Annotated in this window: 12 protein-coding genes; 7 read left to right on the top strand and 5 right to left on the bottom strand. The window is 64.0% G+C overall.

The window, feature by feature from the left end:
* Positions 1 to 27: 27 nt before the first annotated feature.
* From B5483_RS03660 to B5483_RS03650, 3 genes are all read right to left on the bottom strand, one after another.
* A complete protein-coding gene (locus B5483_RS03660; protein WP_054944856.1) occupies positions 28 to 498 on the bottom strand; it encodes a YybH family protein in 471 nt (156 codons plus the stop codon).
* 82 nt (positions 499 to 580) lie between these two features.
* Entirely contained in the window at positions 581 to 1,789 is a 1,209-nt protein-coding gene (locus B5483_RS03655) for an exo-beta-N-acetylmuramidase NamZ family protein (protein ID WP_079729481.1), read from the bottom strand.
* Positions 1,786 to 2,325 (bottom strand): DOMON-like domain-containing protein, encoded by a 540-nt coding sequence (locus B5483_RS03650; RefSeq protein WP_054944858.1) that lies wholly within the window; start codon positions 2,323 to 2,325, stop codon positions 1,786 to 1,788. Before B5483_RS03650 ends, B5483_RS03655 begins: the two co-directional genes overlap by 4 nt.
* Positions 2,326 to 2,505: 180 nt before the next feature.
* Here B5483_RS03650 and tyrS point away from each other — a divergent pair, with 180 nt between their 5' ends.
* The 6 genes from tyrS (at position 2,506) to B5483_RS03620 (ending at position 9,400) form a co-directional block, all read left to right on the top strand.
* The gene (gene tyrS, locus B5483_RS03645; protein WP_079729480.1) at positions 2,506 to 3,735 is read left to right on the top strand and encodes a tyrosine--tRNA ligase; all 1,230 of its coding nucleotides are present in this window, start codon (positions 2,506 to 2,508) and stop codon (positions 3,733 to 3,735) included.
* 108 nt (positions 3,736 to 3,843) lie between these two features.
* Entirely contained in the window at positions 3,844 to 4,182 is a 339-nt protein-coding gene (locus B5483_RS03640; RefSeq protein WP_054944860.1) for an immunoglobulin domain-containing protein, read from the top strand.
* A gap of 146 nt (positions 4,183 to 4,328) precedes the next feature.
* On the top strand, positions 4,329 to 6,455 hold the full coding sequence (locus tag B5483_RS03635; protein ID WP_079729479.1) for a TonB-dependent receptor: 2,127 nt from the start codon (positions 4,329 to 4,331) through the stop codon (positions 6,453 to 6,455).
* A 56-nt stretch (positions 6,456 to 6,511) separates the two neighbouring features.
* Positions 6,512 to 7,789: an MFS transporter gene (locus B5483_RS03630; RefSeq protein ID WP_079729864.1), complete on the top strand. Its 1,278-nt coding sequence runs from the start codon at positions 6,512 to 6,514 to the stop codon at positions 7,787 to 7,789.
* Entirely contained in the window at positions 7,779 to 8,696 is a 918-nt protein-coding gene (cysK, locus tag B5483_RS03625; protein ID WP_054944863.1) for a cysteine synthase A, read from the top strand. The genes B5483_RS03630 and cysK overlap by 11 nt, the downstream gene beginning before the upstream one ends.
* Complete coding sequence (locus B5483_RS03620) at positions 8,693 to 9,400, top strand: dienelactone hydrolase family protein (RefSeq protein WP_079729478.1); 708 nt, start codon at positions 8,693 to 8,695, stop codon at positions 9,398 to 9,400. Before cysK ends, B5483_RS03620 begins: the two co-directional genes overlap by 4 nt.
* A 54-nt stretch (positions 9,401 to 9,454) precedes the next feature.
* On the opposite strand, the gene hisI is transcribed toward B5483_RS03620, so the two are convergent.
* Entirely contained in the window at positions 9,455 to 9,829 is a 375-nt protein-coding gene (gene hisI, locus B5483_RS03615; RefSeq protein ID WP_054944865.1) for a phosphoribosyl-AMP cyclohydrolase, read from the bottom strand.
* 319 nt (positions 9,830 to 10,148) lie between these two features.
* On the bottom strand, positions 10,149 to 10,889 hold the full coding sequence (locus B5483_RS03610; RefSeq protein ID WP_079729477.1) for a ComF family protein: 741 nt from the start codon (positions 10,887 to 10,889) through the stop codon (positions 10,149 to 10,151).
* Between the two features lie 73 nt (positions 10,890 to 10,962).
* Here B5483_RS03610 and B5483_RS03605 point away from each other — a divergent pair, with 73 nt between their 5' ends.
* Positions 10,963 to 11,721 (top strand): class I SAM-dependent methyltransferase, encoded by a 759-nt coding sequence (locus tag B5483_RS03605; protein ID WP_054948345.1) that lies wholly within the window; start codon positions 10,963 to 10,965, stop codon positions 11,719 to 11,721.
* Positions 11,722 to 11,735 lie beyond the last annotated feature (14 nt).

Raw genomic sequence — 11,735 nt, 5'->3', positions numbered from 1 at the left:
GGAACGCCCAGCTACAGCAGCAGGAAATCAGGTCTTCGGCGGGTAATCCAGATGCTCGTGGATCGACTGCCAGTTCCCGTCGGGCTGCTTCTGGAAGACCTCGGTGTAGCGCACCTCGCCTTCCTTCACCTTGCCGTCGGTGCCGGTGAAGTGGATCGTCCCGGAAGCGATGAACAAGTCCGGACCAAGGATCTGGAACTTGGGATCGGGCATCTCGACTTGGTTGAACTTCATGTCCACGTACTGCGCATTCATGACATGGAGTGCCACTTTTCCGCCAATGCGTTCGGCCTTGCCCGGGTCGAACGCGACGACGTCACTGGCGTACATGTCGTCGACCTTCTGCAGGTCCATTGAGCCGAGCGCCTCGGTGAAGGTGTCGAGCACGGCCTGTGCATCGGCTTGCGTCAAGGGCTGGGCCGCTTGTGCTGTGGGTTGCTGGCTGCAGCCGGGCAGAGAAAACGCGGCCAGAACCAGGGCGAATGAAACAACTCGCATATTGTCCCCTCCGTTGATCACGGCAGCTTTGCGCTGCTCGTGAGGCGGGAACGTACGCTCCTGAGGGGTTAAGGCAACCCGGTTATCCCCCGTAAAGCCGCAGCTCTCTCGTGGCCTCCAGCCAGGCCGCTTCATCGCGGGCTGCGAGCGTATCGAGATCACCGGCCTGTGCGCCTGCGTCATCCACCCATTCGCGCAAGGCCGGGCCGCCGTTGATCACGTCGATCGCAAGGCGGTCGAATTCGTACTCGTAAGGGAAGTCCCGCCAGAGCGGATAGTCCGGGTAGAGGTTGCGGATCGCCTTGAAGGCCAGTGCCTGCAAACGCCAGGGGCGGAACGCACCATGATCGTAGAACCCACCTTCGGCGTGGATCATCAGGGCGCTGCACAGCTTGCCCCGGTGCTTGTGGAAGGTGGGCTCGAACCAGCATTCACGAAGCGCGCAGCCATCGAGCCAGTCGGGCGCGACCCGCTCCATCTCGGCAAGGATGGACTTGGCATCGATGTCGGGCGCGCCGAACACGACTTCGAGCGGACGCGTCGTGCCGCGACCTTCCGACAGCGTCGTGCCTTCGAGCATGACCGTACCGGCATAAGCCCGGGCCATGTTGAGGTTTGCCGCATTGGGGCTGGGATTGATCCAGATCCGACTTTCCGGCCAACCGAACCCCGGCACCTGCGACGGCGCCCAACCCTCCATCTCGATCACGCGGTAATCGACGTCGAGCCCGAACTGGCGGACGAACCAATGGCCCATCTCGCCAAGCGTCAGGCCATGGCGCATCGGCATGGGCCCGGCACCGACGAAGCTTTCCTGACCAGCCCGAAGCGTGGTCCCTTCGACCGGACGTCCGGCGGGATTGGGCCGGTCCAGAACCCACACGCTCTTGCCCTGTGCGGCGGCGGCCTCAAGCATGTAAAGCAGCGTCGTAACGAACGTATAGATGCGGCAGCCCAGGTCCTGCAGGTCGAACAGGAAGACGTCGGCCGTCGCCATCATCGCCGCACTGGGGCGGCGCACTTCGCCATAAAGGCTGAAAACCGGGATATCGTAGATCGGATCGAGCTCGTCCGCGGTCTCGACCATGTTGTCCTGCTTGTCGCCCTTGAGGCCGTGTTGAGGGCCGAACGCAGCCGTCAGCGTGATGTCGGGACAGGCCGCCAGAGCGTCCAGCGAGTGGACAAGGCGGTCCGTCACCGAAGCCGGGTGGGCAACGAGGGCCACGCGCCGGCCGGCCAGCGGCTTGCGCAGTTCAGGGTCCGCCAGCAGGCGATCGATACCGAATTTCATGCGTCGCTCGGTGCCGCAACCTCGAACGTGAAGCAAGACGGATCGTGAAAGTCGGGCGCAACCGGATTGCCATGGGACAGGGCCCAGAACGATTTCACGCCGCCTTCCTCCTCCAGAACCGCGGTCAGCCCGCAATGCCAGGGACGCGCGGGAAGCCCGGATGCCGGGATCGCCGCGTCGAAGATGGCCATGTCCGTGCCCTTGCGCATGGTGCATTCCGGCTCGCGCGGCATCGGCCGCTCCGCCATGCCTTCGCGGCGGCCTTCGAAATCGTAGGCGTTCCAGCGTTCCGAAGGCGAAAGGTTCAGTTCGACATAGGCCCTGTCGCCCGGCGACTGCAGGAACAGCTCGAAGCAGGTCGTGTTCCACAGGCCATCGTCCCTGCCCTTGCCCGCGAAGGGCGGAACCACGAGCTTCGCCGCGCCGAGGATCTTCCAGCGGACCCGGACCCATTCATGATCGAAGCCGATGAAGCGCGTCTCCACGCTGCGGATGAGGGCGGGCGGATGGGCGGGATGGTATATGAGGTCTGTCATGGTCGCGCGGACTAGGGCGGAACTGCCGCGAAATTGCAATCGGCTTCGTCACCGATCCCGAGTTTCCTGCGATCATGCGCCTTGCCGGTGCGACATCTGCGCCTGTGCGCTTTGTTTCACGCCCGCTGCGTGCTAGGCGCCCCGCTCCAATCAAGAGACAACCATCCAGACGGCAAGGCCATGACCTACAACTCTTCCCTGCTACGCCTGCTCGACGAGCGCGGCTACATCCACCAGATGACCGACGCCGAGGGCCTTGACGCCCTCGCCTCCAAGCAGGTCGTGCCCGGTTATGTAGGCTTCGACGCCACGGCCTCCTCGCTCCATGTCGGCAACCTTGTCTCGATCATGCTGTTGCGCCGCCTCCAGCAGGCCGGCCACAAGCCGATCGTCCTCATGGGCGGCGGCACGACGCGCATCGGCGACCCGACCGGCAAGGACGAAGTGCGCAAGATGCTCTCGAACGAGGCCATCGAAGCGAATATCGCCTCGATTCGGACGGCCTTCGAACGCTTCCTGACTTTCGGCGACGGCCCGACCGATGCGGTGATGGTCAACAACCACGACTGGCTGGGCCAGATCGGGTACATCGAGATGCTGCAGAAGGTCGGCACGCATTTCACCGTCAACCGCATGCTCAGCTTCGATTCGGTGAAGCTTCGCCTTGAGCGCGAGCAGCCGATGACGTTCCTCGAATTCAACTACATGATCCTGCAGGGCTACGACTTCCGACACCTGAGCGAAACCATGGGCGTACGCCTGCAGATGGGCGGATCGGACCAGTGGGGCAACATCGTCAACGGTGTCGAACTGGCCCGGCGCATGGACAGCAAGGAAGTCTTCGGCCTGACGACCCCGCTCATCACCAAGGCCGACGGCTCCAAGATGGGCAAGTCGGTCTCCGGTGCGGTCTGGCTCAACGAGGACGCGCTGTCTTCCTACGATTACTGGCAGTTCTGGCGCAATTGCGACGACCGCGACGTCGGCAAGTTCCTGCGCCTGTTCACCGACCTGCCGCTCGACGAGATTGCCCGGCTGGAGGCGCTCGAGGGCGGCGCGATCAATGATGCCAAGGTGATTCTCGCCAACGAGGCAACCAAGCTGTGCCGCGGTGAGGAGGCTGCCAAGGCCGCCGAAGCGACCGCCGCCGAGACTTTCGCGGGCGGTGGCCTGGGCGAAGACCTTCCGACTGTCGAAGTGAATGCGGAAGGTATCCGTCTTGGCGCGGCCTGCACCGCCCTTGGATTCACCGCCTCGAACGGCGAGGCCAAGCGCAAGATCGGCGAAGGTGCGGTCAAGCTGGACGACGCCACGATGGACGATCCGGGCCAGCTGATCACGGTGCCTGCCGGAGAGACGCGCAAGCTGAGCCTCGGCAAGAAAAAGCACGGCATCCTTAAAGGCGTGTAAATCTCGGCATCGCGCCGTAAACCCGGCAAAATCTTGCCGGGTTTACGGATTGTTTGCCAATTGAATGCATCATGCCAGCCTCGACAACGACATTGAGGCAAAACGACGATGAGTGCCGGAGCACAGCTCAGCGTAACCGACAAGCGCCGCGCGGCACGCCATCCGGTTGACCATTCGGTCATCGGTGAGCACCGGCAATTGGGCGACGTCCACCTGCACATCGTCAACGTTTCCGCCCAAGGGTTCATGGCCGACGGCGAACTCGAGCTGGAACGCGGCGAGCGTGTCGTCATTCGTCTGCCCGTCATCGGTCGGATCGAGGCGCACCTGATCTGGTCCCATGAAGGCCGCGCCGGGTTCCAGTTCGAGCGGATCATCCGCGTGGACGAATTCCTCAAGCTGGTCGACGCCATCCAGCCCAATCCGCGCCTGCGTCCGCGCCGCTGATTTCGTGCCGCGGCGCGACACGGCAGACTTCAGAGAGCACTTTCGAGCTTTGCCCGAGCCACCGCGCATGCCGCAGTGCGTCATTTCCTCCGGATCGACCGCAATCCAATGTTGATATAGTATAACATCACAAGTAAGCGGGAGACATGAGCAGGCTCTCCTCCCCCCGAATCGCCACGCTGGTCCGCGCCAGCTTCCTCGCAACCGCAGCACTTCCCTTCGCCGCCGTTACCACCTTCGCCCAAACCGCAGCCCCCCAAACGGTCACTCCTGCAGACGACAGTACGCACGCCAGCGAAAGCGGCCCGGACATCATTGTCACGGGCCGCGTGATCTCCGGGAACACCGATCCAATCTCCGCACCTGTCGTGCTTCAGGGCGAGACGCTCACCCGCAATCTGGCGCCGCAGATCGGCCAGATGCTGGCGAGCCTTCCCGGCGTCTCGAGCAGCGGCTTTGCGCCGGGCGTCTCCCGCCCGATCCTGCGCGGCTTCGATGGGCCGCGCGTCCAAGTGCTGCTCGACGGGCTCGGCTCGCTCGACGCATCTTCCGTTTCGGCGGATCATGCCGTCTCGCTAGACACGCTCAACGTCGACAGGGTCGAGGTCCTGCACGGCCCGCGCGTCCTGCTTTACGCCAGCGACCCGGCAGGCGGCGCAGTCAACGCCACCGACAAGCGCATTCCCCGCCGCATCCCGGACAAGCTCTTCACTCTCGATGCTCTGGGCTCCTACGGCACTGCGGCCGATGCCGTGAACGGGGGCATTGCCGCCGACATCCGGCTCGATCCGCGCGTTGTCGCTCACTTCGATGCCTCGTACAACCATGCCAATGACCTGCGCGTGGGCGGCCACGTCCTCTCCCCGGAATTGCGTGCGCAAACCCTGACGCAAGCCAGTGACCTGGCGGAAAATGGCGATTCCGACGGCGCGGCAAGCCTGACGGCGCAGGCCAACCGCAAGGGACGGATCCCCAACAGCTGGGCCAAGGGCTGGACGCTGGGCTCGGGCATCGCTTTCATCGATGAAGGCGGCGACATCGGCGTCTCGTTCGAACGACTGGCGACCGACTACAGCATTCCGCCACGCCCCTCGACCGATCCGGGGGCGACATCCATCTCCCTGCGCCAGACCCGCGTCGACCTTCGTGCCGGTCTCAACCTCGACGGGTTCCTCAAACGCGTGGAACTGCGCGGGGCATTTGGGGACTATGAGCACGCCGAAGTCGAAGACGGCAATATCGGCACCCGGTTCCACAGCAAGGGCCTGGAAGTGCGTGCACAGGCCGACCAGGCGCGGCGCGGCATCTGGAGCGGCAGCACCGGCGTGCAATATTCATCCAAACGCCTCGACATCAGCGGCGATGAATTGCTCCTGCCGGACAACCAGACCGATCGCTTCGCGGTCTTTACCCTGCAACACATCGAACTGGGCGCCTTCGACCTGGAGGGAGCCATGCGCTATGAAAACACGCGCATCCGCACCGTTCCAGCGAACGAGAAGCGCAACTTCTCACAGTACTCCGGCGTGGCAGGCATCGCCTGGCACCCGATCGAGAACATGACCGTCTCGGTGAACTACTTGCACGGCGAACGCGCGCCTTCTGCCGAGGAGCTTTTCGTCGACGGCATGCACGACGCCACCCAGTCCTACGAGCGCGGCGATCCCGGCTTCACCGTCGAGCGCAGCGATGGCATCGAGGCTGGCGTGCGATACAGCGGCGGCGCTTTCAACGCCTCGGTCACGGCCTTCGGCACCAACTTCGCCAACTTCATTACTGCGGTCCCGACGGGCCAAATCATCGAGGACTTCCCGGTCTACCAGTATCTCCAGGCCCCTGCCCGTTTCCGCGGCGTCGAGGCCGAAGGCGAGTTGACCTTCCTGCGTTGGGGCATGGACAATTCCCTGAAGTTCGACGCCGGTGTGGATTACACGCATGCGCGCCTCGTCAACATCGGCCCGGTCCCTCGCATCCCGCCGCTGCGCCTGCGCGGCGGTCTCGAATTCGGCTCGCCCGTGTTTTCCCTGCGCGGAGATGTCGAATGGAACGCAAGGCAGGACCGCGTCGCCGATAACGAAAACCCCACCAGCGCCTTCACGCTCGTCAATGCCAGCGCCACCTGGCGTCCGATGGGTGAGGACGGTCCGGTCTCGCTGATCCTGTCGGCTGACAACCTTTTCGACGTGACCGGCCGCCTCGCTGCGTCTGAGACGCGCGACTTTGTGCCGATTGCCGGCAGGGACATCCGCCTGACGGCAAAATTCTCACTGTAAGAGACATTTAAACGACCGACTTGGCAAGGGACGACGGCGGTGCCACAGGTGCGCGCGTGAGCACACCATCGTCCCCCCTTCGCATCGCCGACTTCCGCAAGTTCTGGTTCGCCCGCTTCATGTCCGTTGTCGCCACGACGGGCATGGTCGTGATCATCGGCTACCAGCTCTACGACGTAGCCCGTTCCGAATACGGCATGTCGATCCCGCAGGCATCGCTGCAGCTTGGCATTCTCGGACTGGTCCAGTTCGTGCCGCTGTTCCTGCTGACCCCCGTCGCAGGCGTGGTCGCGGACATGTTCGACCGGCGCAAGGTTGCCGCTGCAGCGATGTGCGTGGACATGATCATCGCCGGCGGCCTGGCGGTAACGACGATGCTCGAGATCCACAGCCTGCCGCTGCTGTTCTTCTTCGCGGCCCTGCATGGCAGCGCCCGCATCTTCGTCGGCCCGGCCCTGAGCGCGATCGCGCCCAACATCGTGCCGGCCGAACTGATCCCAAAGGCCATCGCGCTCAATTCCATCGCCTGGCAAGCCGGCACCGTCGTTGGCCCGGCATCGTACGGCTTCCTCTTCGCACATGAGCGTGCCCTGCCCTACTGGATCTCGCTGGTGCTGATGGTGATGGCCAGTGCCAGCATCATCATGATCCGCTCATTGCCGGCGCCCTCGTCCCATGCCCGCAAGGCGCATCCCGTGCGCCAGATCGTGCAGGGCTTCCACTTCGTCTGGCACGAGCGATTCCTGCGCGGCTGCATCACGCTGGACCTCTTCGCCGTCCTGCTCGGCGGGGCGACTGCCCTGCTGCCGGTCTTTGCCCGCGACATCCTGCATGTCGGACCAGAGGGCCTGGGCCCGATGCGCGCTGCCCCTGCCTTCGGCGCCGCCATCGTCGCCCTGTTGCTCTCGTTCCGGCCTTTCAACACCAATGTCGGCGTGAAGATGCTGCTGGCGGTCGGCGCCTACGGTGCGGCAACCGTGGCGTTCGGCCTCTCTTGGAATTACTGGCTGTCGCTGGGCTTCCTGGCCGTGCTGGGCGCAGCGGACATGATTTCGGTCTTCATCCGCAACTCGCTGATCCAGCTCAATACGCCAGACGAGATGCGCGGTCGCGTCTCGGCAATATCGGGCGTGGCCGTCTCCGCTTCCAATGAACTGGGCGAAATGCAGTCCGGCGTGGCCGCTGCCCTGCTCGGCGCCAGTGGGGCTGTTGTTTTCGGCGGCGGCGCTGCCATAGTCATTACCGTACTCTGGGCATGGATCTTCCCCGAGATCCGCAATGCCCGCACATTCGAATCCTATTATCGCCAGAGGGAGCATGAGCATGAAGGCTGACAGCATTCTCGCCACGATCGGCAATACGCCGCACATCCGGCTCTCGCGCCTGTTCCCGGACCATGAAGTCTGGGTGAAGGCCGAGCGCGCCAATCCCGGCGGTTCGATCAAGGACCGCATCGGTCTCGCCATGATCGAGGCTGCAGAGGCTGACGGCAGTCTCAAGCCGGGCGGGACGATCATCGAGCCGACATCGGGCAACACCGGTATCGGCCTTGCCATGGTGGCCGCGGTCAAGGGCTACAAGCTGGTCCTTGTCATGCCCGAATCGATGTCGATCGAACGCCGCCGGCTCATGCTGGCCTATGGCGCCACGTTCGACCTCACGCCCAAGGAAAAGGGCATGAAGGGCGCAATCGAGCGCGCAAAGGAGCTGGTCGAGAGCACGCCGGGCGCATGGATGCCCCAGCAGTTCGACAATCCGGCCAACGTCGATATCCATGTCCGCACGACGGCACAGGAAATCCTGAGCGACTTCGCAGACACCCCCATCGACGTTCTGATTACCGGCGTGGGCACCGGCGGGCACCTCACCGGCTGCGCCGAGACGCTCAAGGCCAAGTGGCCGGGCATGAAGGCCTATGCGGTCGAGCCGACCCTTTCGCCGGTCATTTCCGGTGGCCAGCCCGGTCCGCACCCGATCCAGGGCATCGGCGCGGGCTTCATCCCGTCCAACCTGCACACCCAGTCGATCGATGGCGCGATCCAGGTCGATCCCGCCGACGCCAAGGAAATGGCGCGCCGCTGCGCCACGACCGAAGGCATGCTGGTGGGGATCAGTTCGGGCGCAACGCTCGCCGCCATCGCCCAGAAGCTGAAGGAACTGCCCGCGGGCAGCCGAGTCCTCGGTTTCAACTACGACACCGGCGAGCGCTATCTGTCGGTTCCGGAGTTTCTTCCCGAATGAGTGAACTGAAATCCGTCTCCTATTCGCATGCCGGCGTGGACCTGACCGGGTGGCTCGCCCGCCCGCAAGGGACGCCGCGTGCTGCGGTGCTCGTCTTCCCGACGATTGCCAATCACAACGAAGGCACTGCCCGCCGCGCCGCAATGCTGGCTGAACTCGGCTATCTCGCGATGGTCGCGGACTTCTACGGCGAACCGGTCGAGAGCTTCGAAGCCTCGTTCCCGATGGCCAAGGCGCTGCGCGAAGACAATGCCTACTACCGTGCGCGCTGCGCTGCCGCGATCTCGGCGCTACGGTCCCAGCCCGAGGCCGAGGGCTTGACCATGTTCGCCATCGGCTATTGCATGGGTGGACAGGCTGCGCTGGAATCCGCGCGTGACGGGCAGGACCTTGCCGCCGTCGTCAGCTTCCACGGCACACTCGATGCATGCGTCCCGACCGAGCCCGGCGCGATCAAGGCCCGCGTCCTCGTCTGCCATGGTGATGCCGACCCGATGGTTCCGCGCGATCAGGTCATGCACTTCTGGGAAGAAATGGATGCGGCTGGCGCCAACTGGCACTTCCATGCCTACAGCGGCGTCAAGCACGGCTTCACCGAACCGGCCAGCGATGCCCGGGGGATGGACGCGCTGGGCTACGATGCCAGCGCCGATCGCCAGAGCTGGGCCTCGATGGTCAGCCTCTTCGACGAAATCCTCGGCTGAATGATCCTTCGGGAAGGATGGACCGGATCCGCCCTTCCCGACACACCCTGATTATTAAGCAATTCGGCCCAGTGCGTCGCCTTCCAACTGGCGATAGAAGCAGCTGCGGGCGCCGGTATGGCAGGCTGGCCCTTCCGGCTTGACGAGCAGCATCAGTGCATCCTGGTCGCAATCGACCCGAATTTCCTGCACGCGCAGGAAATGACCGGAAGTCTCACCTTTGAGCCAGAGTTTGCCGCGCGAGCGCGAGTGAAAGTGGGCAAGACCCGTTTCGCGGGTCTTCGCTAACGCTTCCTCGTCCATGTAGGCAACCATGAGTATGTCGCGGCTGACTGCATCGACGGCGATGGCGATCAGCAGTCCATGCGCATCGAACTTGGGGAGAAATGCTGATCCCAGTTCGCGTTCGGCGCTCGAGACGTCTGACATGCCGGAGATTTCCTTTTCAGCCTGTTACACAATTTGAATGTTGCACGATAACCACAGATGGGGGCCAAAATCCACGCAATGCCGGAAATTCACTTTGCAAGATCGGCGTTTCGTAGGAATTTACCCATGCAGCTGGGGGGCTGCTTCTGACCCAAAGGTCGCTGACAGACAAGCGCCACGGTTCAGGGAACCAAGTTGAGGGATCGGACTAAGCGACAAACAGGGGTGTCGCTGAACCGCACAGCGGGGTCCACGAGTTTCGTCACGAGGACGCCCGGAGCCTAATGCTCCGGGCGTTTTCGTTTGGGCATGCACGCCGTCAGGTCAAGTCGAGCGCTTCGTCCAGCACCCGTGAAAAGCAGGCAATCACGACCGTTTCGGCTCCAGCCCGCTTGAGTGCAGCCACGCAGGCGTCGCTTGTTGCCCCGCTGGTCATGACATCGTCGACCAGGACGATCTTCGCCCCCTGCGCTTGAGGCACCCGGCGCGGGTTCAGATCGATCGCACCTGACAGCATGCGTTTGCGAGCCTTTCGCCCCAACCCGCCAAGCGAGGGCGTCGCCTTTCGGCGCTCCAGAAGGTCGACGCAATGGCGTGCCCGTGTGACCTTGCAGATCTCGCGCGCCAGTTCTGCGGACTGGTTGTAACCACGCTTCCATATCCGCCAGCGATGCAGCGGCACCGGCACGACCACCCAGGTCTCATCCACGAATGGCAGCTTCGCCCGCATCAATCCGGCCATCATCGGGGCAAGCGAGATGCGATTGCCGTGCTTGAGCGAGAGCACCAGCTTGCGCGAAACATCGTTGTAGAGCGTGGCTGCGGCGATCCCGTCATGGCGTGGGGGGGAGGCAAGACATGGCGCGCAGATGGTGCCTTCGCCCGTCCCTTCCGCGAAAGGCCGCGAACAGGCCGCGCAGGATGGATCGCCGGGAATGGCAAGTTGCGACCAGCAGGTGGAACACAGGCCCGTCTGCGCCGCAATTCCCTCACCGCACAGCGGGCAGCGCGGCGGAAAAACCAGGTCCACCAACGGCGCAAGGGCTTGGGAAAGCGGCATCGCGCCATGCTAGCCGATCGCCCGGGCGCGACAAGCGGTTGCGTGATCGGCGAACACGCGGCAGGGGGCACGGATGGCTAGCAAAGGTCCCCCCCGCATATTCTCCCAGACCCGGCGCCGCATGGCCCGCTGTCGTATGCTCGCGCTGCAGAACCGCCCCGATGCGCCGCGCTACCTGATCGAGGACATGGTCGAAGACGTGATCGAGCGTCTTGAGTTCCTGCGCTTCGAACCGGCGAGCGCGCTCATCATCGGCGACTGGACGGGCGAGCTTGCCCGAAACCTTGCAGCGCGCGGCGTCAAGGTGACCGAGGTCGAACCGGCGAAAGGCTTCGACGAGGAACAGCCCTACCCTCTCGATGGTTTCGACCTGATCGCCAGCCTGGGCACGCTCGACACGCTCAACGATCTGCCCGGCGCCCTCATCCACATCCGCAAGGCGCTTGCACCCGGCGGCATGATGATCGCCAGCTTCCTGTCTGCCGGTTGCCTGCCGATCTTGCGGGACGTGATGCTCCGCGCCGACGGCGACCAACCCGCCGCGCGCATGCACCCCGCGGTGGACGTGCGATCGGGCGGACAACTGCTCCAACGCACGCTCTTTGCCGATCCGGTGATCGATCAGCGCCCGCTCAATGTATCGTTCCGCAGCCTCGACAGGCTCGTGGGCGATCTGCGCGCGCAGGGCTGCGGCAATGTCCTGGCCGACCATGCGCCGGCGCTGGGCAAGCAGGCTCTCGCAAAAGCGCGTGAGGCTTTTTCCGCCGCCGGCGAGGATGGGCGGACGGTCGAGAAGTTCGAAATCCTGACGCTGTCGGGCTGGAAGCGCTGACTTCCAGCCCGAAA

Origin of the sequence: Novosphingobium mathurense, from assembly GCF_900168325.1 — a bacterium.
Taxonomy (GTDB): Bacteria; Pseudomonadota; Alphaproteobacteria; order Sphingomonadales; family Sphingomonadaceae; genus Novosphingobium; species Novosphingobium mathurense.
This window is presented reverse-complemented; position numbering and strand designations above follow the sequence as displayed.

What these genes read in the sequence shown, in the direction of transcription:
- B5483_RS03660 (WP_054944856.1), bottom strand. Translation starts at nt 498, where the DNA reads ATGCGAGTTGTTTCATTCGCCCTGGTTCTGGCCGCGTTTTCTCTGCCC.
- B5483_RS03655 (WP_079729481.1), bottom strand. Translation starts at nt 1,789, where the DNA reads ATGAAATTCGGTATCGATCGCCTGCTGGCGGACCCTGAACTGCGCAAG.
- B5483_RS03650 (WP_054944858.1), bottom strand. Translation starts at nt 2,325, where the DNA reads ATGACAGACCTCATATACCATCCCGCCCATCCGCCCGCCCTCATCCGC.
- tyrS (WP_079729480.1), top strand. Translation starts at nt 2,506, where the DNA reads ATGACCTACAACTCTTCCCTGCTACGCCTGCTCGACGAGCGCGGCTAC.
- B5483_RS03640 (WP_054944860.1), top strand. Translation starts at nt 3,844, where the DNA reads ATGAGTGCCGGAGCACAGCTCAGCGTAACCGACAAGCGCCGCGCGGCA.
- B5483_RS03635 (WP_079729479.1), top strand. Translation starts at nt 4,329, where the DNA reads ATGAGCAGGCTCTCCTCCCCCCGAATCGCCACGCTGGTCCGCGCCAGC.
- cysK (WP_054944863.1), top strand. Translation starts at nt 7,779, where the DNA reads ATGAAGGCTGACAGCATTCTCGCCACGATCGGCAATACGCCGCACATC.
- B5483_RS03620 (WP_079729478.1), top strand. Translation starts at nt 8,693, where the DNA reads ATGAGTGAACTGAAATCCGTCTCCTATTCGCATGCCGGCGTGGACCTG.
- hisI (WP_054944865.1), bottom strand. Translation starts at nt 9,829, where the DNA reads ATGTCAGACGTCTCGAGCGCCGAACGCGAACTGGGATCAGCATTTCTC.
- B5483_RS03610 (WP_079729477.1), bottom strand. Translation starts at nt 10,889, where the DNA reads ATGCCGCTTTCCCAAGCCCTTGCGCCGTTGGTGGACCTGGTTTTTCCG.
- B5483_RS03605 (WP_054948345.1), top strand. Translation starts at nt 10,963, where the DNA reads ATGGCTAGCAAAGGTCCCCCCCGCATATTCTCCCAGACCCGGCGCCGC.